This window comes from Trichocoleus sp. FACHB-262, assembly GCF_014696035.1.
Taxonomy (GTDB): Bacteria; Cyanobacteriota; Cyanobacteriia; order FACHB-46; family FACHB-46; genus Trichocoleus.
The window spans coordinates 1-21,856 of the sequence record NZ_JACJPK010000064.1 but is presented as its reverse complement, the minus strand read 5'-3'; the positions used below and the strand labels follow the sequence as shown (position 1 = coordinate 21,856).

At 48.6% G+C, this 21,856-nt stretch carries 15 protein-coding genes; 4 read left to right on the top strand and 11 right to left on the bottom strand.

The genetic code is table 11. The features are described from left to right. Nucleotides 1–165: 165 nt before the first annotated feature. The 5 genes from H6F68_RS11960 to H6F68_RS11940 all read right to left on the bottom strand — a co-directional run bounded on the left by H6F68_RS11960 (nt 166) and on the right by H6F68_RS11940 (nt 5,729). A complete protein-coding gene (locus tag H6F68_RS11960) occupies nt 166–2,778 on the bottom strand; it encodes a hypothetical protein (RefSeq protein ID WP_190559264.1) in 2,613 nt (870 codons plus the stop codon). Between the two features lie 220 nt (nt 2,779–2,998). Then, complete coding sequence (locus tag H6F68_RS29010; protein WP_242065466.1) at nt 2,999–3,670, bottom strand: hypothetical protein; 672 nt, start codon at nt 3,668–3,670, stop codon at nt 2,999–3,001. A 22-nt stretch (nt 3,671–3,692) separates the two neighbouring features. After that, nucleotides 3,693–4,055 carry a YtxH domain-containing protein gene (locus tag H6F68_RS11950; protein ID WP_190559262.1) on the bottom strand — a complete coding sequence of 121 codons (363 nt, stop codon included), beginning with the start codon at nt 4,053–4,055 and terminating at the stop codon, nt 3,693–3,695. Nucleotides 4,056–4,262: 207 nt separating this feature from the next. Next, nucleotides 4,263–4,595, bottom strand: a complete 333-nt coding sequence (locus H6F68_RS11945; protein WP_190559260.1) for a hypothetical protein — start codon at nt 4,593–4,595, stop codon at nt 4,263–4,265. 177 nt (nt 4,596–4,772) lie between these two features. Beyond that, nucleotides 4,773–5,729, bottom strand: coding sequence for a PRC-barrel domain-containing protein (locus tag H6F68_RS11940; protein WP_190559258.1), 957 nt, complete (start codon nt 5,727–5,729; stop codon nt 4,773–4,775). 297 nt (nt 5,730–6,026) lie between these two features. Here H6F68_RS11940 and H6F68_RS11935 point away from each other — a divergent pair, with 297 nt between their 5' ends. The 3 genes from H6F68_RS11935 to H6F68_RS11925 all read left to right on the top strand — a co-directional run bounded on the left by H6F68_RS11935 (nt 6,027) and on the right by H6F68_RS11925 (nt 9,442). Continuing rightward, complete coding sequence (locus tag H6F68_RS11935; protein ID WP_190559256.1) at nt 6,027–8,264, top strand: S-layer homology domain-containing protein; 2,238 nt, start codon at nt 6,027–6,029, stop codon at nt 8,262–8,264. A gap of 203 nt (nt 8,265–8,467) precedes the next feature. Beyond that, on the top strand, nt 8,468–8,803 hold the full coding sequence (gene psb28, locus H6F68_RS11930; protein ID WP_190436159.1) for a photosystem II reaction center protein Psb28: 336 nt from the start codon (nt 8,468–8,470) through the stop codon (nt 8,801–8,803). Between the two features lie 129 nt (nt 8,804–8,932). Next, nucleotides 8,933–9,442, top strand: a complete 510-nt coding sequence (locus H6F68_RS11925; RefSeq protein WP_190559254.1) for a molybdenum cofactor biosynthesis protein B — start codon at nt 8,933–8,935, stop codon at nt 9,440–9,442. A 77-nt stretch (nt 9,443–9,519) separates the two neighbouring features. Here the strand turns inward: H6F68_RS11925 and ctpB are convergent, their stop codons facing one another. After that, nucleotides 9,520–10,878, bottom strand: coding sequence for a carboxyl-terminal processing protease CtpB (gene ctpB, locus H6F68_RS11920; RefSeq protein ID WP_190559252.1), 1,359 nt, complete (start codon nt 10,876–10,878; stop codon nt 9,520–9,522). Between the two features lie 491 nt (nt 10,879–11,369). On the opposite strand from ctpB, the gene H6F68_RS11915 reads away from it, so the two are divergent. Beyond that, complete coding sequence (locus tag H6F68_RS11915) at nt 11,370–12,068, top strand: YdcF family protein (RefSeq protein ID WP_190559250.1); 699 nt, start codon at nt 11,370–11,372, stop codon at nt 12,066–12,068. Between the two features lie 43 nt (nt 12,069–12,111). Here the strand turns inward: H6F68_RS11915 and recJ are convergent, their stop codons facing one another. The 5 genes from recJ to H6F68_RS11890 all read right to left on the bottom strand — a co-directional run bounded on the left by recJ (nt 12,112) and on the right by H6F68_RS11890 (nt 21,447). Next, the gene (gene recJ, locus H6F68_RS11910) at nt 12,112–14,526 is read right to left on the bottom strand and encodes a single-stranded-DNA-specific exonuclease RecJ (protein ID WP_242065465.1); all 2,415 of its coding nucleotides are present in this window, start codon (nt 14,524–14,526) and stop codon (nt 12,112–12,114) included. Nucleotides 14,527–14,634: 108 nt separating this feature from the next. Further along, nucleotides 14,635–16,167, bottom strand: coding sequence for an HlyD family efflux transporter periplasmic adaptor subunit (locus tag H6F68_RS11905; protein WP_190436175.1), 1,533 nt, complete (start codon nt 16,165–16,167; stop codon nt 14,635–14,637). 366 nt (nt 16,168–16,533) lie between these two features. Beyond that, nucleotides 16,534–19,560 (bottom strand): peptidase domain-containing ABC transporter, encoded by a 3,027-nt coding sequence (locus H6F68_RS11900; protein WP_190559246.1) that lies wholly within the window; start codon nt 19,558–19,560, stop codon nt 16,534–16,536. Beyond that, nucleotides 19,560–20,312, bottom strand: coding sequence for a peptidylprolyl isomerase (locus tag H6F68_RS11895; protein ID WP_190559244.1), 753 nt, complete (start codon nt 20,310–20,312; stop codon nt 19,560–19,562). The genes H6F68_RS11900 and H6F68_RS11895 overlap by 1 nt, the downstream gene beginning before the upstream one ends. Nucleotides 20,313–20,811: 499 nt before the next feature. Next, complete coding sequence (locus H6F68_RS11890; protein WP_190559242.1) at nt 20,812–21,447, bottom strand: calcium-binding protein; 636 nt, start codon at nt 21,445–21,447, stop codon at nt 20,812–20,814. Nucleotides 21,448–21,856 lie beyond the last annotated feature (409 nt).

The window sequence follows — 21,856 nt, the reverse complement described above, 5'->3', positions numbered from 1 at the left end:
AAAAGTTTCCTATCTAAGATTGCACAATTCCAAGACCGAATTTACTGCGAATCGATGGCTAAATTTCTATCTGCTAAAGATTTTTAACAAAAATGTGACTGGCCAAGAGTTAGAGCACAGATCAGCCTAAAATATTTTGCGTTTCACTATCTTTGGCATCATCCCTTAGTCCCATTCCGGATATGACAATGTAGGGGTATCAGGCGGCACCACCATTCTAGTAGCTACCACTTTGTGGCTCTCCCTTTGAGTTGCCATTTCAATCGCGATCGCTTCAAACTGAATCTCTAAGCTGCCGAAGGGTACGGTCATTTGAGTGGTTGCTTCTAAATCTCCCAGCCCAGTCGGTGTAAAGTCAACCAGCCAACGGGGGCCATCTAGGAGTGATCGGGTTTGGCGATCGTTAACCCAAAGCTTGACATAAATTCGGCAGGGTAAATCTGGCATTCTGACTCGTACAGATACTGGCTTACCAGAAACCAACTCCCCAGTTTGGACTTCCAGTTGAGGATTAGGGACGATCGCATCTGGATCAAGTAAAGCAGGGCTAAGCACTTCGGGGGTAGGTTCGGCGGGTGGAGCCGTTGCGATGACTGGATCATCCTCGACGACAATTTCTTGAGCAACCCACCAATCTTCTGGAGGTCTCGCGGTCGGATGGACAATGATCTCGTTGTTTTGAGGTGCCGCCAAGCTATCTGATGACGTGCCCAAATTGTACTCAGTTGCTGAATTAGGTGCCAAGTCAGCTTCAGAGAGGGGTTCTGTTAAATCGGTTAAATCAGCGGTGCTGGATGAATCATTATCATCCTCCTTCAACCACTCTGATAGGTTTGCATCTGAAGCTAGAGCATTCAGCCGAGCCCAGAAACGCTCCTGAAAATTCAAAGATTGAGAGGTAGTCTCTACCGCAGGCTCACTCTCCTCTGGAGTCGTTGCAGTCTCAGCCAACTCGTCATTAGACAAGTCTACTGTCGCTGTCATATCTATCTCCGCGACAGCTAGGTCAACGTCTCCTAAATCAGAATCAAGCTCTCCTAAGTCAGAGTCGAGATCGATGAAAGCTAAAGATGGTTCTAGCTGCATGTCCTCTACGATCGTTGCAGAATCATCAATTTCTGAGATGTCTGCTTCTACCACTGCTTCTGCGGGCAGTTCAGCTTGGCCTGGATGCAATCCTCGAATCACGGGCAGGGCTGGAGTCTTAGCAGCTTCCGATTGATGGGAGTGATAGATTTGGGGCGGGAGCGGGGAACCTGTCGAGGGTTGAATGTAGAATGGCGGCTTATCTTGCGATTGCTCTCCAACCTTTAAGAAGGAGAGATTTAAATAAGCCCGCTCTGACGGTTGAGTGTCTGTGGTAGGGTCAGCAGGTTCAGGTTCGGGCTCAGCCTCAGGCTCTGACGTTGTAGGCGAAGGCAAATCCAACAACTGAGCTTCACCCAAGTCAGCAGCGATCGCATCTAGCAACTCGTCTACATCTGCGGTGAGCGTAAAGGACTGGCTGGCGATCGCTGTGTCCATCGATTCTGAGCGGGTCGATTCTGCGCTAGCTGAATCCGGGTCTACGGTCGTGACGGCTGAGCGGTAGAAACCAGCTTCTCCGAGCAACAAGCGGGTTCTGCAACTTAAGGGAATTTCGAGTGTGCAGCTGAATGAATAAGGCAACTGTGGGTTGGCGACAGGCTGCCGCACCTCAACCAAAACCTGACCGCTTTGGGGATCGCGCAAGCCAACATATAATTCTCCCTGACCCGAACGAACTTCAGCCGGAAGACTAGCGATCGCCGCTGTAGCAATTTCTGGCTCTCGTAATTCAATTCGACCAGACAACGTAAAGGGCTGTCCCCATGAAGTCATATAGGCAGCTTCAGCCAGTACTAGTTGTAGCGGTAAACTTGCTGACTCGGCTGTTTCTAGCAGCGGATCAGGAGTCGCAGGTATTGCAAAATCTCCTAAAGCGGGGGAATCAGCTTCTGTATCTAACGGAACTGCGATCGCAGATGGCTGAACAGCCTCAGGATCAGGGTTCGCGATCGCGGCACTAACTTGATATTCGTCAGGACTTTCTTCGGGTAAGAGGCTAGCTTCCGCTTCTGAGATTCGCTCAGCAATGTACTGCAACTGTTCTACAGAATAGTCAGTGGCATCAGTCAGGTGGTGCGTGCTATTTAGAATCTCTGGTGTAACAGGTGCTATAGCTGTTTCTGGCACTGCTTCTACAGTAGCCTCAGCCTGAGCAGCAACTTCCGGCTCTACTGTGAGTGCATCTGGTTCTGGCTCAGGTTCGGCCTGATGCTGAGTTGGCTCTTGATCCAGATCAGCAACTGTCGCTGTAGTAACTGCTGAGTTTGATTGCGAGGAGGATTCTGTCGTTTCTTCATCCTGCATTTCCCACTCAGGATCCCAATCCGTCTCAGACTCAAACTCCTGAGGTAATACTTGTAGACAGACAATATGTTGCCAGCTTTGGCCCATAAAGTCTGACATCAGATCGCCCACGCAACGAATTTCCCATAATCCGGGTTTCATCCGGGTAAAGGGAAAAACCACCATCAACCCGTCTTTATTGGTGCGGCCAAATCGTTTTTGTGCCCGTCGCTTGGGCGATACTTCGTCATCAATTTGATGCGTGATTCGGATTTCGACGCTTGTATTGGCGCGGCTAGAGCGGGCAACCACTCGATAGCGTCCCTCTAAAATTTCCACATCGGGGGACTCTAGAGGTAGCCAGGAGCGATCGCCCTCTTTCTGTAGTAGAAATTCCCAGTATTCCATCTCAACCCTCGGCAAGGGGATGCCCACCGCACGTTACTTAAGGTGGTGAATTAGTTTGGCGGCAAAAAAGACTGCTGGTTTAAGTTAGCAGTCCTAGTCGCGACAGGATCGCTCCAGAAGCAATCTAGACGTATCTGATCGCATCGTTGAACTTTGGTTTTAAGTCTATCCCACTCCCGATCATTCCGCTTGGTCTTATGGCATTTTTCTTAACTGAAACTCACCATTCCACAGACTTCTCTTCAGACTCCGCAGATTCTGCTTGGGGCCAAGTTGACTCTGGCAGTTCTCGCCTTGGCGGATAGTTATGGTTGGTATTTTGTAGCCGAGTTTCTTCTCGAAGGCGATCGCTTTCTAAGGTAGATGGACGCTCTTCCAACGGCGAAGCTGGCCGACTCACTTCTCCAAGTTCGCTAAGAGCATCAGATGTAGACCGAGCATTATAGCTACCGCTCGGCACGTCCAGGGGCGATCGCGAAGGAGGAGGCAAACGCCCCATGGAGCGACGACCACCAGCGACACTAGTAGGGGTTCGACTAAACGTGCGCCATGCCGCTTTCATGCCTGCAAAAACGCTACGAGTAGTAGTCTGAGCTTTTTGGACTTGCTTCCGAGCACCATCAAAACTCTGATCTACCTGTTTGACGACTTGACCCGCACTCTTCACGCCTTCGCTCATGTCATCTGTCAGATCACTAATCTCCAACCCAGTCAGGCGAATCGATTCTAGAGTGGGAGGCAATTCCCGGGAGAGGGTGTCAAATAGTTTTTCAGCACTGCGAGCCGCCCTCGCTAATTCTTGAAGTGCTGGTATGGCTACAACTAAGACTGCTGCGAGACTCACAGCCACCAGTAGAATTGAAAGTCCTAGCCAAAAAATGGGATCAATCACTGAACTCTGCCTACTCTACAAGTTAGTGAATTTTATCGAACGCATCATGTTTAGCTAGATCGGATTCAGCCGCTTCCGAAGCTGGCACTTGCTCTAATACCTGTTGCTCCCGCTGAGTTGCTTCGATTCCAGAGGCGATCGCTTCCTTCAGGCGTCCTAGGGTTTCATCCCAACTCCGCAGAGCTGACTCTGATAGGCGATCGGCTTGGAGTTGCACACTAGTAGACAAATCTTCTGCGAGTTCTGGTAAAGCATCCGCAGATTTCTTTAAGAGCTGCCGCGTCTCCCGTCCTGGCCGAGGAGCAATCAATAAACCGGTCACTGTTCCAACAGCAGCTCCTAACAGTAGACCTCCAATGAATGATCCGGAACGGTTATTCGACATTGTTTGGCTTCTACCTTTCAATAACTAGCGGATTAATCTAACTGAATTTGATGCCACCTAGCTTGTGATCAGGTGGAACCGCCCCGATTTTACCGGATTGGCTCTCTAGAAGCTGCATCCTGCTTAGCACTCTTTGGGCGTTTAGACGCTTAAATCAGCGTTCTATGCTTCACTACACATTAATCTATCTCATGGTTTAGCTATCAGCTAAAAACGCTTTTTCGCCTTTCTTGGTCGCTGCGATCGCCTGACCTGCTGCCGCCAAACACCCTGTCCGAAACTTATCAGCCCTAAAACTTGCTGCACTTTCTGCAATTGCAATTCTAATTTTTGGTACTGTTGTCGCAACTGGTTCACACCTCGCTGCCCTTGCAAAATTCCAGTAGGAGCACCATATAAGACACTGTGGGTACTGCGCTCAGAAGCTGTTAGAGCATTAGCAACTTGGGCCAAGGTGCGACGCAATTTCCAAATCTGCCACGCTGCATAGAAGCAAAAGCAGCTAATCAGGAGATTAATTACTACTACGGTGATTACCATCGCCACACCTCCTAACCCGCGATGCCTCAATCGTTACATAGTTCTTGCCGCTGTAACATCTGCTAGCGAGACTAGTCGCCCGATTTACACCAGAACTTAATACAGCATGGTAGAGCTGCAAAAGTAAAAATCCGGAGAGCCAGGAGTTGTAATAGCCTGCCCTATAGAAGATAGAATCTACTGTGCAGATTCTGAAGGCTTTTCCGGGCTGACATCCACAATTACTTCAGTGGTGTGAGTTGGCTGGGCAATAACAGAGGTATCCGGTTGAACTGAGACAACAACTTCAGGTTCAGCGCGATCGCTAGCATTGGCTTTTGCTTGCTCCCCTAAAGCTTGAGTTTTGTCTTTGACTTGTTCGCCTAACAGTTGCGCTCGGTCTTTTAGGGTTTCTTTGAGTGTTTGGCTTTTCTCTTGGGCTTGCTCCGCTAGGGTTTGAGTTGTGTCTTTAAGCTGTTCACCCACCGTTTGCGCTTGTTCTTTTGCCTGAACACTCAGGGTTTGTAGTTGTTCTTTAGCTTGGCTAGTAATGGCTTGAATCCCTCCCAGCCAAGATTTCACATCTTGTTTCGTTTGTGCGTAATCTGACTGTAAAAAACTACTAACCTTAGCAACTTTATGTCTAAGACCCTCGGTGTAGATAGAAATCTCTTGAGCCGCATTATTGGAGATCATCACCCGCTTGCTGCCCAAGCCCAAAATCATGGATGGCTGTAACAGGTAGCTGCCATCTGTCAGGCTACTCCAGCCCCGTGCCACAAACAGATATTGAGTAATTTCTCCAGTCGCAGGGTCAAATAAATAGTCTGTTAGCTTGCCAATTTTACTGCCAGCGTCGCTCCAGACTTCTCGTCCAATCAAGGAATCAATCGGTTTAATGTCCTCAGGATTGACGCTGGTGTGACTAGAGTTAACGACAATGCTATCTGTGCCAAATGCCTCAATTTGCACCAGGGTAAACATTTGTTTCTTACCCTTCAAAAACCCGGTCGTGCAGATAATGCCCATGACTCGATGCAATTCTGGCACCATCCAAATTTGATCGACTCGACCCAGTTCTTCTGCGGTCTCTCGATCGAGTACCAAACGGTTGAGAAGCTCGCCTTGTCGGGCGATCGCTTGTGGAGAAGCCATAAAGACCTCAAAAATAGATGCGCTTTCCCAGCAGTATAGCTTCTGGATTCAGAAACTTTTAAGAATCGCTACAAAGCCCAGCAGCCAAGCCTTGGGCTGTCAACTAGGGGACTTGAGAAGCCGTGAGGTATCAGCCACTCTCTATCAAGATGAAAAACTGCCCCTAAAATCGACTTGCACACCTTGTAGCTCTCTAGTACGTCATCAAATTTTTGGGGTTCTAACCCTGATCAACAAAATTAACGTGACGCAATACATAGGTAAGTGCTCTTAAAGATTGCGGATAGGTGCAAAGTCATGGTTCAATCGGCTTCCGGCTCGATCTTGTATGTCAATCCTACGGCAGGTAATGATGCTGCCAATGGCAGTCAAGCTACTCCCTTCAAAACCCTAAAGCGAGCCTTACAGCAAGCCCGTGGTGGAACTACTATTCAGTTAGCAGCAGGCACCTACAATGCTGCTAGTGGAGAAGTGTTCCCGCTCGTGATTCCCGCAGGTGTGGCGCTTGTAGGCAATGAAAGCAATAAAGGTAGTGGCGTTTTGGTTGAAGGCAGCGGCGAATATATCAGCCCTACCTTTGCGCGGCAAAACATTACCCTACGGCTCGAGAACACAGCCCAACTGCGGGGTGTCACCGTTACCAACCGAGCCCAGCGCGGCACTGCCGTTTGGGTAGAGTCTACAGCTCCCACAGTTGCTAACAGTACGTTTACTAACTGTGCTCGCGAAGGCATTTTCGCCACCGGGACAGCGAATCCCGTCATTATAGACAACGTGTTTTTTCAAAATGCCGCCAGTGGCATCTCGCTGGTGCGGAACGCAAAAGGTGAAATCCGTCGTAATGTTTGTCAGAAGACAGGCTACGGCATTGCCATTGGAGATAACGCTGCCCCTCTTGTCGTTGATAACAGAATTTTTGAAAATCGTTCTGGGGTCGTACTGTCTGGTCAAGCCAATCCTGTACTTCGCAGTAACGTCTTAGAGAAGAACACCAGCGACGGCCTGGTTATTACGAATACTTCGTTGCCAGATTTAGGTAAAAGCCAAGATCCGGGGGGCAACATCTTTAGAGATAACGGTTCGTTTGACTTACACAATGCCACCAAGACCACTCTGATTTCTGTTGGCAATCAATTAAACCCCACCCGCGTTCAAGGTCTGATCAACTTTGTGGCCAGTGAGGTTCCCACTCCTACCCCAACTCCAGTTCCCACTCCGACACCAACACCTATTCCGGTTCCGCCCCCCACTCCCACGCCTACGCCAGTTCCAACTCCGACGCCTATTCCCGTTCCCACACCCACTCCCACGCCTACGCCAACCCCAGTTCCGACACCCACTCCAACTCCGACGCCCACTCCGAATCCCGTTGGCTTGACTGACATTACAGGTCATTGGGCCGAAGGATTTATTCGAGGGTTAGTCAGTCGTGGCATCATTAGCGGCTTCCCCGATGGTACTTTCAAGCCTGGAGCCAGCATCACCAGAGCCCAATATGCTGCGGCGATCGCTAAAGCGTTTAATCTACCCAACAAAAAAGAAGCGACTGATTTTGCGGACGTTCCAGCTGATTTCTGGGCCAAGGCAGCAATTCAGAAAGCAGCTCAAATGGGATTTGTCTCTGGTTTTCCAGACAACACCTTCCGACCTGATCAAAACTTGACGCGAGTTCAGGCGATCGTGTCTTTGGTCAGCGGTTTAGGGTTTACAGGTGGTAACACCAATATCTTGCTGGTCTATAGCGATCGCGCCCAAATTCCTAGTTATGCGACCGATGAAGTGGCTACAGCAACTCAGCGCCGCATGGTGGTAAATCAACCGCAGGTGAATCAACTAGAGCCAATGCGAGACATCAACCGAGCGGAAGTCGCAGCCTTGCTCTATCAAGCTTTGGTGGCTCGTGGTGAAGCCCCAGCGATCGCCTCTAACTTCATTGTCAACCCAGATCAAGCCACCCCCTCCTTCACCGATATTCAAGGTCACTGGGCAGCAGATTTTATTCGCGCTCTAGGCGGTCAAGGACTCATTAGCGGCTTTGAAGATGGTTCCTTTAAACCAGACGCGAAGATGAATCGGGCGCAATATGCGGCTCTACTCGTCAAAGCCTTAAATCCGCCTGCCATCCGAGCTGCTACTAGCTTTAGTGATGTGGCCGCAGATTTTTGGGCTAATAATGCAATCCAGCAAGCTTACCGAGGTGGGTTTCTTTCTGGGTTCCCAGATAATACCTTCCGCCCAAATGAGAACGTGCTGCGTGTTCAGGTGCTCGTTTCCTTGGTCAATGGCTTGAACTTGGGGAGTGGTGATGAAGCTGTGTTGGGGATCTATAGCGATCAAAGTTCAATCCCACCTTTTGCCCGTGGTGCTGTTGCCACAGCCACAAAACGCCGGATGGTAGTGAACTTCCCCACCGTAGGGCAGCTAAACCCTAACCGGGAGACAACTCGTGCTGAAGTAACCGCTATGGTTTATCAAGCCTTAGTTAATGCTGGGCGATCGCCTGCAATTAGCTCTCCATACATCGTTTCCGCTTAGGTCATCCCTGTAATGTTGTGTTGGCTAGGCTCTACCTATCCAGCACAACTGACCCGATCTTGGGTTTCCTTTGCCTATCTCTTGTCCTCTAGCCACTTCCCTTTATCTCTGCTTCCTCAACCGCCAACGAGTTTTGATTTAAGGCAACTGATCTATATGATTAAGAATAGTTAACTGTCCATTTAAGATTTAATTCTAAAGACATGGCTGAAATTCAATTTTCCAGAGGTATTACCGAAGATGCAGTGCCTGAAGTCCGTGTAACTCGTTCTCGCGACGGCAGTAATGGTACGGCGACGTTTTACTTTGAGCGACCTAAGGCTTTAAGCTCCACCAGCACTGAAACAATCACAGGTATGTACTTGATTGATGAAGAAGGTGAAATCTCTACACGTGAAGTAAAAGCAAAGTTTGTCAATGGTCAACCAGAAGCACTGGAAGCCTTCTACTATATAAAGTCCGTGGCAGAGTGGGAGCGCTTCATGCGGTTTATGGAACGCTATTCAGAAGAGCACGATCTTGGGTTCAGTAAGTCTTAATTGCCTTCTCTCATCCTCTAAAAAGCAGCCCATAGCCTGCCCTCATTCCTGCGTCGTCCATTGAAGATTTTGCAGCGGGCATAAGGATTGAGGGCAATTTAGATCCTGGCGAAGTGGAGAAAGAATTTCATGCCTCACCAGCCTCATCCTGATTCAGCAAATTTTGTTGTTAGTTGTGCGGTGATCACGGTCAGCGATACGCGATCGCTTGCAGACGATCGCAGTGGTCAGGTAATCCAGCAGTTGCTTCTAGCCGCAGGACATCGAATAGCTGAGTACAGCATTGTCAAAGACGATCCTGGGCAAATTCAAGCGCAAATCCAAGCTTTCAGCCAACAAACAGAGCTCGATGTAGTAATTTGCAACGGTGGCACCGGAATTGCTCCCAGGGACACCACCTATGACGCAATTGAGCAACTCTTAGAGAAGACGTTACCTGGCTTTGGCGAGCTATTTCGCTGGTTGAGCTATCAAGAAATTGGCTCACGGGCGATCGCTTCTAGAGCCGTAGCAGGCGTTTACCAGAGCAAGCTGATCTTTTCCGTTCCAGGTTCCACTAATGCGGTTACGCTCGCTATGCAAAAGCTGATTCTGCCCGAACTGGTACATCTAGTGAGCCAGCTACGATTACAGCCTTAAAGAACCAACGCAACAACTAAGCGCTCCCCTAGAGAAGCGCTTAACTTTTAGACCTTTAAACCTGGAAGTTAGACAAGTTATTGCACATTAGAGCGACAAGTCAGCCCTGGAATTAGACAATTATTGCGGCTCTGACGTTGAGCGGCAGTTGGTTGTTTGACCTTCGCGAACTCTGCTTCTAGCACATTCAAGGCTCGCAGATACTGAGGATCATCTTTAGTGCCGATTAGCTTCGGGTTAGAAGCTAACTTCTGACGTTGGGAATCACTTAAGTCAATCTTGATGTCAGGAGTAATTCCCTTCTGGCTAATGTCAGTGCCATCCGGGGTGTAGTAATGGGCAATTGTGACAGCCAGCCCAGAACCATCAGACAGAGAATGGACCGACTGAACTAGAGCTTTACCAAAGGTTTGACTACCCACAACAGTCGCACGCCCATTATCCTTCAGCGCCCCTGTTAAAATTTCACTGGAGCTAGCAGAATTACCATCCACCAAAACTGCGAGAGGTAGTTTGGTCAGGGAAGTACGATTGGCGGCTAATTGCTCATTCTCGCCTTTGCGATTGACGGTACGAACAATCGAGCCAGAGTCCATCCACATGCGAGAAATGTCAATGCTCGCTTGCAACAAACCACCAGGGTTACTCCGCAAGTCGAGGACAAAGGCGTCTACCTTTTGGCCCGTCAAGTCCTGAATCGCTCGCCGCATTTGCTGGGGAGCATGAGCACTAAATTCATTTAAACGAATGTAGCCAATCCGCTTCTGGCCTTCTTGCCGCAAGCTATAACGTACGGTCGGCAGTTCAATCCGAGCCCGCTGTAAAGGTATATCAAAGGCAGACTTTGTATCTCGGTCAATTCGTAGAGTGACTTTAGTACCAACATCGCCTCGAATCAGATTAGAGGCATCTTCTACGCTCATGCCTTTCGTCAGCTTGCCATTGATCGCCAAAATGCGATCGCCCGCTTGAATTCCTGCTTTTAGAGCTGGAGAGTTTTCAATCGGTTCTACTACGGTCAGAATTTTAGTTTTCTCGTTGAGTTCCAACCGAATCCCAACACCTGAAAGCTCCCCAGAAGTTTGGCTATTTAGCGCTTGGTACTGCTTCGGATCCATGAAGCGGGTGTAAGGATCTTCGAGCTGCTCTAAGGATTTACGTAGAGCTGTATAAGCTTCTTCCCGGGAATTATAGTTCTTACCTAGCAAGCTCTGGCGGACGGCCTGCCAATCTTTTTGGTTAAAAGTGCCATCCACATACTCGCTATTCACAATCTGCCAAGCTTCATCCAAAATCGTTTTGGGGCTATCTTGCAGAGCCGCCCGCACGGAGCGACTAAGACCAGGACCAAACAAAGTGAGGGTAGCGGCAGTAGCGATCGCCCCGCCACAAAGAGCAACTTGGAGCAGATGGAAATGTCTGGGGGACTGATTCATTGGAAGTTGGCTCAAATCGTTTAACTATCAGTGGCTCAGCAGTAAGGCTCTATATTCAGTAGCCCTAAGAAACAGAAGCGAAAATGCACCACAGTAAATGAGTTTCAAGGGGCTTGCGACGTCCCTAGCTCCAGCAACAACTCCTCATGCGCGAAACTGTCAAAAGGTCGGATTACCCCTAAGACAATTAGCTTCAACATACCCAAACTACCGAGTTAAACTACGCTGAACATGTGACAGTTTAACCAGTGTCCACGCTCATCAAGGGGTCATTAAACTAAGCTGACTAGGGGATGAAGCAATCGTAACGCATAGCAACTAAATCAAGTAGAAGAAGCAGAATACCTAAGAATCATAATAGTGTTGCCCGCCAGGATAGCATGAGGTGCAAGTTTTAAGAGTCAGTAAAGTTGCGGTGAATTGTTCGACTATAAAGGTGCAACTTTAAGGCATGAGATGCAAATTTGGTTCATTAAGGTTTTTTGCTAAACATGAAGCCGAAAAGCAAGCGTCATAAAACTTCATATCACCAAGCTTGGCCCTACAAGCTCTGGAATCACCCCCTTAAAATTGGAATTTGGAGCCTCGGCTTACTGCTTGGCAGTTGGCTGTTAATTAACACGGTAGTGTTGCGATCGGCAGCCTTGGGACCAGTTAATGCTTTTTTCGTTTTAGGGGGTAGTATCCGTCGGGAAATTTATGTGACTGAACTTGCCAAACAACATCCTGAAACTCCTATCCTGATTTCTCAGGGTTCACAAGATCCTTGTATCTGGCTCATTTTTCAACGCTCCGAGGCTCCCATCAGGCAAGTTTGGTTAGAAAAGTGCGCTGATTCCACTTTCGATAACTTCTACTTCAATATTCCGTTGTTGCGGCAATGGCAAGTCCATAAAGTGAAGCTGATCACCTCGGGGACTCATCTCCCTAGAGCTAAGTGGATGGCACAGATTTTGCTGGGAGCACATGGTATCTGGGTAGAGCCAGATATCGTTAAAGAAGAAGGCGTGCCTGGCAATCGTGAGTCCTGGCTCAAAACTGGGTTAGATGTAGCGCGGAGTTTAGTCTGGGCCATAGTCAGCCAAGTTTATACGCCTAAGTGCGCTGATGTGATTCCGCTGAGCGATGTCAACATTCAGGAGTGGCAACAGCAAGGATTTAAGTGTGAATATCAAGGTAAGGTCCAGTAGAACTTTTAGCCAGATTTCAGGACACAAAGGCTAAAGCATAGAACTACTCAGTTAGCTGTAGTTGAGGTGAGCGATGAGTTTGCAGCAAGATCGTTTGATGAGCTACTGCTTGTAGCGTTGAGAGTGGCACCTGATAGAAGTATTGGCGGCGAAACTGTTCTTCTTGAACCACTCCTAGAAATTGCTGGACTACTTCTGTTAATTGCATCTCGACAGAGGTAAGGTCCACTTTCGCTTGATACTCCACTCGAAATCCTCGATCTGCATGAGTGATAGCAAAGCCTAAAAGGTGCAAGGCTTGAAAGCCTAGTTGTAATGGGCGATCGCCGATCCCCAACTTTTCATGGAACTGGCTTAGAGTGGCAGAATCACCCGTACGGCCGAGATATTTAGCAATGCCGATTAACTGCTGCCAAATCTGAGTCGGGGCAACTAGGCTAGGGGATGGATAAGCGATCGCCAACCGTTGCCCTTCTTGCACTGCTCGACGAAACCAAACTTGCAATTCTGCCCAACTAGTTGGGCATTGAGTCATGAGCAACACATCTGTATCTGGTGTAGTGGATTTGAGATCCTCTCGCCAGTCCACCAGCCAATCTGCGGGCTGTGGAATTTCGCTCAGTAACACTGCGTTGCTGGCAGGTAACACCTCTAAAAGACGAACTTCATAGTGCGGTGCCTGTCCACGTCGTCGGTTTTCGTAGGTATTGAAGTCTAGCTCTACAACAACGTCACAGCGCCCGGAAGAAAGTTCTTCTTTGTAGTGCCCCCACCAAACTCCTGGGAAACCAATGGAGGAAGAGTCATCGCGTAGCACAAACTCTGTTTTAATGTACTGGACTTTCCTACCTTGCCAGTCTTGGCTGTTGCGGTGCCAAGCCCGCTCAAACCAACAATTTCGCATCATGAGTTTGGGGACAGGATTACCCATCCCACAAGGTTCCAGCAGCTTAAGTTCGCGGAATAAAGTTTTGCCCAACTCTGCTACTGTAACCACGAGGTCTGCTTGATTGGCAGAAGCGGGAGAAGTAATGCCACAGTTTTGCTGGCGTAGTTGACGATTGACAGCTTCAGTAAACAGAGGCAGGTTAGCCACTGGCAGGCTCAACCCTGCCGCAAAGGGATGCCCCCCAAAGCTATGGAGTAAGTGAGCTTGATCTTGTACTAGCTGGTAGAGGTCAATTTGATTTACCGACCGAGCCGAGCCTCTAGCCAAAGCTGAAGCCTGCGATTGCCCCTCCGTAATTGAGCTGGGTGTCACCAAATCAAGATCTGGCGAATCAGCATTGAGCAGAATTGTAGGACGACCGTATTCTTGAGCGATTTGCCCAGCGACTAGGCCCAAAATTCCAACGGGCCATTGAGTATCGACCAAGACAATCACGCTCGTCGTTGACAAGTCCAACTGAGATAATCTGTCTTTGACTTGGTAAGTAACTTCCCGCTGTAGAGCTTTACGCCGCATATTGGCTAGCTCGGTTTCCTCAGCCAACTGCTGACAACGCTGCTCATCCCGACTGGTGAGTAGTTCCACACAGAAATGGGCATCTCCTTGAATCCGGCTGACGGCATTGATGCGAGGACCAAGCCCAAAGGAGATATCAGTGGGGCGATCGCCACTTTTCTTACATAGCTCTAGTAAACGCGCGATCCCAGGCCGAGCAGGTTCCACTCCAGCCTCATGGTTGATCAGGTGCTGCTGTAGCTGCTCAATGCCTTGCTGAGCGAGGTAACGGCAATCTCCGGTGAGTTGAACTAAATCAGCAATTAAGCCAATCGCCACCAAATCTAGTAGATGCGTCAGTGGTTGCTGCGGCACCTCTGGCCAGGTTTGGTAGAGGGCTTCCACCAACTTATAGGCGACAGCCACACCGGAGAGATGGGCCAAAGGATGAGTTGGCAGCAAATAGCGCGGATTGATGAGCGCTGTGACGGTGGGGCGCTCAGATGGCAAGGTGTGATGATCGGTAATGACCACATCCATACCTAAGCTTTGGGCATACCGAATTTCTGCCAGATTGGTGCTGCCCGTATCGCAGGTGACAACCAACTGACATCCTTGTGCTGCTAAGCGATCGAGCCCTGAGTAAGAGAGACCGTGAGACTCAATCAGGCGGTTGGGGATGTAGTAAATCAGGCGATCGCCCTGACTAAAAAATTGACCTAAGCCATCCCAAAGTACTGCTGTCGCTGTAATGCCATCGGCGTCAAAGTCACCCCAAATAGCAACAACTTCATCTTGATTGCGAGCTTGCTGTAAGCGCTCGACTGCCCATTGCATCTCCTGCCCAAACTCAAACGGACTCGTCGGTTGGTAAAACTGTGGGTGCAAAAAGCCAGCAAGTTGCTCTGGATCTCGAATTCCTCGTTGCCACAATAACTGAGCTGCATAGTGCCCAGGCAATCCTACAGCCTGCTGTTGTACAGCCTGCACAAACCAAGCAGGTGTCTCAGCCATAGCTTGACTAGCACCTACTGAGGATATTTGCATGGGCTGTGCTTGCTGCTCCAGCATTTAAGTAATTAAGCAGTTGAGTCAATTGCGCAGAGTGACTGCCACAACAGATTATCTGATCGCTTTCATACCATCCAACTGCTTAGCAAATAAGTCAACAAAGATACTCATCACTGTGCGTTGGCGGATCTTGATATTAGTGCTGACAGACATACCTGACTGTAATGCCACTTCTCGCCCTCGGACTCGCAGCGTTTGCTCATCTAGAGTGATCTTGGCGGGGAAGCTATAGTACTGCCGAATTTCGTCGGGAGGTAGGGCATCAGAGCCAACCGAGGTTAGCTTACCTTTAATATCCCCAAATTCACTAAAGGGGAAAGAATCAATTCTGACATCTACATCCATGCCTTCTCTAATAAAGCCAATATCACGGTTCGTGATATACACTTTGGCTACTAGATGGTCAGTAGGGACAATCTTGAGGACAGGTTCGCTAGGGTTAGCTACAAAGCCAGGACCACCCGCTTTAACATCAAAAACGAGGCCGTCCGTCGGAGCCTTAATGTCCTGATACTTCAACGTTAGTTGGGCTTGACTGAGTTGGCTATTGATTTCATCAATCCGTTTTTCATTCTCAACGATTGCCTTGGTCAATTGGCTGTCAATTTCCGCAATGCGTTGTTCGTTATTCGCCATCAAAGTCAAAACATCTTTTTGCGTCTGAGAGACAGTGTTTTGCAGTTGTTGTTGAGCTTGAGCGATCGCAAACTGTAACCGTTGTTGTTCTTGGCCCAAACGCTCAACTTCAGCTTGACCTGAGCGAACTTCTTGTTCTTGCTTCAGGTATTGAATTTTGGCAATCCCGCCTTCTTCATATAACGGTCGAATGCCATCTAGAATTCGCTGGTTCACCCCCAAACTATCTCTGGCGTTGGCTAAAGACACTTGGTTTTGACTGTACTGCCGCTCTAACTGTTTAGTTTCTAACTGGGCGGCGGCAGCGCGTGAGTTAAATTCATCTCGACTGGACTGCAAGCGAGCCAATTGCTCAACTGAGAAGTTGCCTCCTTGGGCAGCCCCCGGAAGCTGAGCGCGATACAGTTGATTTTCTGCCAAGAGATTGACGCGACTCTTAGTCAGAGAGGCAATCTCTGCGGGTAGCTTCAGCGCGATCGCGGCTTGATCTGTAGTAGCGGGAGACGCTAAGCCAGCAAGCTGAGACCGATAAAACTGATTTTCCTGCATCAAGGCCATGCGAATATTCAGCAGTGATTTCTCTTGGGCCTTCGCTGCGGTGGGGTCAAAACTGAGAAGCGTTTGCCCTTGCTTAACGCGATCGCCTTCCTTGACATAAATTTCTTTCACGACCCCTGCAACTGGAGCTTGTACTTCTTTTACAGCACCTTGCGGCTCTAGCTTGCCCTGAGAGCTTACCGCCTCCTCAATCTTGGCTACACAAGCCCAAATGATTGAAGCTGTGGTGACAGCGACGATGCTCCAAACAATGGCTCGTGACCAAGTGGCAGGTTGCTGAAGCACAACGGGTTGGTCAAAAGTCGTTGATTTCGCTGAATAAGAAGCTACTTCTGGGGTGGGAGGTAGCTGTTGATTCAACTTGGCTCCATTTTGCTGGTTAATCGTCATAAACCTAGTGAGTGATAGGGAAGGTGGCGCAATTCAAGGGCGGTAGCAAAGGGGGATTTGCCAGCACCAGCAACGTAGCAATCAGACTTCGCTTAAAACTTTTAGAACTTAGTCCTGTTGTTAGCGTGCCCTTTAGCCTGCCAAGATTTGCAAAAACTGAAAATCAATTGCTGCAATATTGACCTTTAGAGGGTAGTCTTCTCTTCTCTTTTAGCAATTTCGCTTCACTTCAGGAAATAGCCTACTGAGAAAGTTTGATGAAACTTTACGGCTACACCTTAACCCTTACGTGATTAAAAAAAGAGAGCTGGCGATCGCCACCCCTCCGACTCTTTAGCTTCAAGCTCTCTCCTAAAAACAACTGCACTACATTTGCGACTCTTGTTGTTGATAGAGACAGTAGTAACGGCCTTTGATGTCCATGAGTTCTTCGTGAGTTCCTGTCTCGACAACCGAACCCCGATCCATCATCAAAATCATGTCCGCATTCTTAATTGTGCTGAGGCGGTGCGTGATGAAGAAAACAGTGCGATCGTGGAATGCATCGGCTAGGTTCAAGCAGACTTGCCGTTCCGTGTCATAGTCCAAGGCACTGGTCGCTTCATCCAAAATCAGGAGCCGAGGATTTTGCAGCACTGTCCGAGCGATCGCCACCCGCTGCCGTTGGCCACCCGAAAGTGCTGATCCCCGCTCACCTACACGAGTGTTATAGCCATTCGGTAAAGTCATGATAAAGTCATGAGCCGCTGCCACTTTAGCCGCAGCGATAATCTCTTCAGAAGTGGCATCTGGCTGAGTTAGAGCAATGTTTTCCTGCACAGTGCCATCAAACAGTAGTGGCTCCTGTGGCACAATCCCCACCTGTCGCCGCAGGGAATATAGCTCCACCTTGTTGATATCGTAATTATCAATCAAGATACGCCCAGAATCGGGTTCATAGAGACGCGGCAGCAACTTCATTAAAGTACTCTTACCCGAACCACTCTGCCCCACCACACCCACAAAAATCCCCGCAGGAAATTCGATGCTGATGTGGTTGAGTTGAGGCGGACTATTCTTGTTAAAACTGAAGACAATATCGTCGTAAGTGACGGCCCCCTGAATCGTAGGCATTGGAATGTTCTGCCGATCCAGCTCATCTGCCTCTTGCGGCGTGTCAATAATATCGCTCAGACGCTCCAGCGAGAGAGCCGTTTCCTGAAAGTTCTGCCACAGTTGGGTTAAGCGCAGCAAAGGTGTGGTGACGTAGCCTGCAATAATGCGGAAAGCAAACAACTGCCCCAAGGTTAATTGGCCCGCAATCACGAGGTAAGCCCCTACCCAGAGAACCAACAGACCAGAAATTTTGTTGAGTAGGTTACTGGTCGCTCCAGCCGTTGTAGAAGTCAAGACCGTTTGAAACCCAGCACTTACATAGCGAGCATAGCGTTCTTGCCATTGCCAGCGCGATCGCAACTCAATGTTCTGAGCCTTGACCGTCTGAATTCCAGACATCACTTCCACTAAGTAGGACTGAGTTTCAGCGTTACGCTCTGCTTTAGCCCGCAACTGTCGCCGAATAATTGGAGAAACTAAAGCCGTAAGAATGGCAAATAGAGGAATTGTAGCTAGCGCGACGATTGTCAGCAGCCAACTATAGATAAACATAACCACGATATAGATGACCGAAAATACGGCATCCAGCACCACAGTCAGCGCCGTTCCAGTTAAAAATTGACGAATATTTTCTAGCTCATTGATACGGCTAGAGAGTTCCCCCACGGGACGCTTCTCAAAATACTTCAGCGGCAACCGAAGCAGGTGGTCAATAATCTCTGAACCCAAAGCCATGTCGATCCGGTTGGTGGTATCGACAAACAAATAGGTTCGCAAGCTCATTAACAGCGACTCAAAGAACGCCATCAGAATCAAGAAGATGCCGAGGACGTTTAAGGTATCCAAACTATTTTGGACCAACACCCGGTCAATGATGATTTGCAGCATCAAGGGGTTGGCTAAGCTGAATAGCTGAACGAAGAAGGAAGCAATCAGAACTTCGATTAAAACCTTGCGATACCGAATCAGCGATGGCAAAAACCAACCGAGACCAAACCGCTGCTTGGGCGTTTGTTTGGTAGGCTTTAGCAGTAAAACCTGACCTTCTTGTCCCCAGACCTCTGCAAAGTCCGCTGGTTTCAGTCGCCGAATTCCTGTTTCTGGAACCGCCAGCACGATCGCTTTATCACTAATTTCATACAGCACCGCGCAGCTATCTTGCCAACGAATCAAGGCGGGGGCTGGCAGACGGCTCACAGTCGCAGCCGGGACATTAACCAGTTGAGCATTTAATCCCATTAGTTCTGCGATCGCGCCACAGACCTGTAGAGACATACTGCCCGAGCGATCCATTTGGTTCGTCAGAACTCGTTGCACCACGTCTCGACGGAAGGGTAATCCCAGATGCTGCGCCAACATCTGAAAACAAGCCAGAGTTGCATTGAGCGGTCCTCGCGCTCGAATGTAGGGATACTTCTGTTTTCCCTTAGCCTGTTGTGTAAGGGCGGCAGTCGAATCTCCCGGCACCCTTTCCGGTGCATATGGAATATCTACCTCTCCCGTATCCAGTTCAACCTCACCCTCTGAGAGGGGTAGTAGTTCAGCTGCATCAGCGAGTACCAAGGCTGAGCCATTGGTTTCTGGGTTCACCTCTCCCAGAACCGCAGCAGGAAACCCAACTAAGCGAGCCGCAGTCGGTCCCTCAACACTAATAAATGATTGAGCACCAGATCCATTTAGGCGGCTAGCCACCGGATAGTTAGTCACGGTGCCGCCGCCACTGACCAACCAAATGAAGCTAGAGTCGAGTTGGCTGAGCTGCGTCCTACCTTTAGGCAAGTTCATGACTACAGCGTCTGGCCACACCTGCTGAGTAAAATCTTTGAGATTAGTAATTTTATTAATAGGTTGACGCTGTAGCTCTGCTCCGAGCAAGTCGAAGCCTTCTACCAACGCACAACGTTGACGAAACGCAGCCGCAAACCCTGCTTCTTGCTCAAGCAGTTCCAGGAAGTCAGTGGTTGCAAGCGTAATACAAATCACTTCATTAGAAGCGATCGCCGTCTCACAAGGCATTCCGCGCAGGAGCCCTGCCCAACCTAAGACTTCCCCTGAATCTAACAACTTCAATGTACTGGGAAGTTGGGTGCGTGGGTCGTACCCCAAGTAACGAGCTTGCCCTTCATACAGAATCGAAATCTGAATGGGCATTTTCTCTCGCACTAGGATAGCTTGCCCCATCCGATAACGCAGCAACTGAAATCGTGGCAGCAACCTCGTAATCGTAGCGGGAGGTAGTTGACTAAAGCCAGGTACAGTAGCTAAAAAATCTTGAATTGTGTTTGTAGTGTAAGTCATTAGGAAGCAGAAGTAGCAACAGTGCCCAAGGTGTTAGCAGAGTTAATTTGGTTGAGCTGCTCTTGCAGCCAATTATTAAAAAGTTCGTTTAGTAGTCGTTGGCGCATGGGTTCATCTAGCTGCGCCGGAATAAATTTTTCTAACCGCACAATGACTACCCATTCTCCAAGCTGAGTGGGTGGCCACAACTGTCCAGGCTGACTCATTGCTAGCACTTTTGCTAACTGGGGGTGAGGAGTACTCAACTCCACTGGACCAATCAACCCCCCTGTCTGAGCTTCAGGGCCCTGAGAATATTCTCTAGCTAAATCTGCGAAAGATTGCTCACCCTCTTGAACGCGAAAGTAAAGTTCTTGGGCGATACCAACATCTTGGGTGCGAATAAGGGAGTAGATCACTTTGTCCATCTGCCCTTTTCTCTGGAGGAAGTAAGATTCTAGCTTGATTCCCCAAGTTGCCTGCTTAAATTTTTCAATTCTCAACCCGCGCTCAGTTCTGGCATCAAACTCTTCTGAAGTCATTTGGCGCTGCGACAGCCAAGCTTGCTGAGCCGCTTCGGAGCCCAGCTGATTTTGAGCATAAAACTGCTGACAAGCCTGAGCTGTTTCCTCGGAAGTACAAGTATACGGAGTAATGACCTGATCGAGCAGCAACTCCCGTAGTAGTTGAGGTAATAGCTGGTACCGAGCCAGCAAAGGCAGTATTTCTGCGGCCGTAATGGCACGCTCCCCAACTTGTAGAATTACGGTCATATCGGCTTTCAGAGGGCTTTCCAAAACAAAATTTCTTTGTAAAGACATTAAGTAGCGGGGGCTAGAAAGCAATAATCAGTCATCACTCGCAACTAGGGAATATCAGTGAGGAGACATCATAGCTTTACTAAACAAGATACCCAGTGCAGTAGCAGTTCTCCCTAAGATACCCCCAGCGATCAACCGATTCCCAAAACTACTAACCGAAATTAATCAGCGATCGCGGTTAATCACCCTAACAGCTTCACAAGTAGATTTACGTACTCAGATTACCTAAATTTCAGTCTGGAACAACCTATACAGAACGAAATTTGCATATTTTTTACAAATCGGCGTTAGTAGTGGCTCATTCAGGCTCTCTGTCGGTTACCAAACTGTCTTTGAGTGCGATCGCTACAACAATCTATTTTGCTTAAAAAAATAGGAGAAGCAGTTAGCTAAAATGCCACTCCTCCTCCTACATTCAGGTTACAGAATTCAAGAATTTTAGGGTCTCTGTCTAACTAATCCCGAAAAATGAAACGTCAGGCAGATTAATGATTTGAAGGGATGGACTGTTTATCAAAGTTGCCAGCAACTCGTTTGTAGCTGCAACCCGAATCAAAGTGTCGCTCCCTAACTGAGTCACAGCGACTCCTTCAGAAGTCAAACCACCACCAAACTGAATTAAGTCAACCCCCTCCACAAAGTCAGCGATCGTATCTGAACCCTCGCCAGGAGTCAGCACAAAAGTATCTTTGCCTTCTCCACCATAGAGAGTGTCTTCACCGCTGCCGCCATTGAGTACATCATCCCCCGCTCCGCCTAAAAGCTGATCATTACCAGCACCACCAAATAACTCGTTATTACTAGTACTACCTATCAGTTGGTCGTTTTCGGCACCGCCACTAATCATACCGACGGCAAGGCTGGCTTGAGCATCACGCACTGTATAGATAAAACTACTAGTATCTAAAAAGTTGGGTTCAGCAGGGTACGCCAACGTTCCACGGTCGTTGTTTGAGGGCATGCTATGGTTTCCAGGACTCAAGTCAGCGATCACCACAGGCAAGTAATCAACGTCACTCGCTAATGAGTTGGCGGGAACAGGAGCATCTTCATGCAGAGTCGGAATATTAGTATTTTTGATCGACATACGAGTTATCGGCGCAGAATAAAACGTATAGGTACTGTATCCAGTTTTCGCTCAATATGTATCTCTATTTTGTTCTAACTAACTTAGCTGATGGTTTGCGAACAACTCTAAGAACCGCAAACTCTAACAATGATTAAAACTACCCCTAAGAATCAGATTAGCACCCTAATATAGGTACAAAATACTCTTTACATAACTATGAACAGTACTGGCTTACGGCAAGAGTAAGCTTATAGAAATCAGCCAGCATACCAGAACAGCAAACTTAATTAAGATATTTGCCAGAATTGTTCGCTATAAACAAAGCTCCTCTTTGTATATACAAAAAGGAGCCTTCTCTTAAATATTATCCTGGCATCGAGCTATTGTCCCGTGGGGCTGCCCCCAAAGTATCGTCGCCGCTACAGCG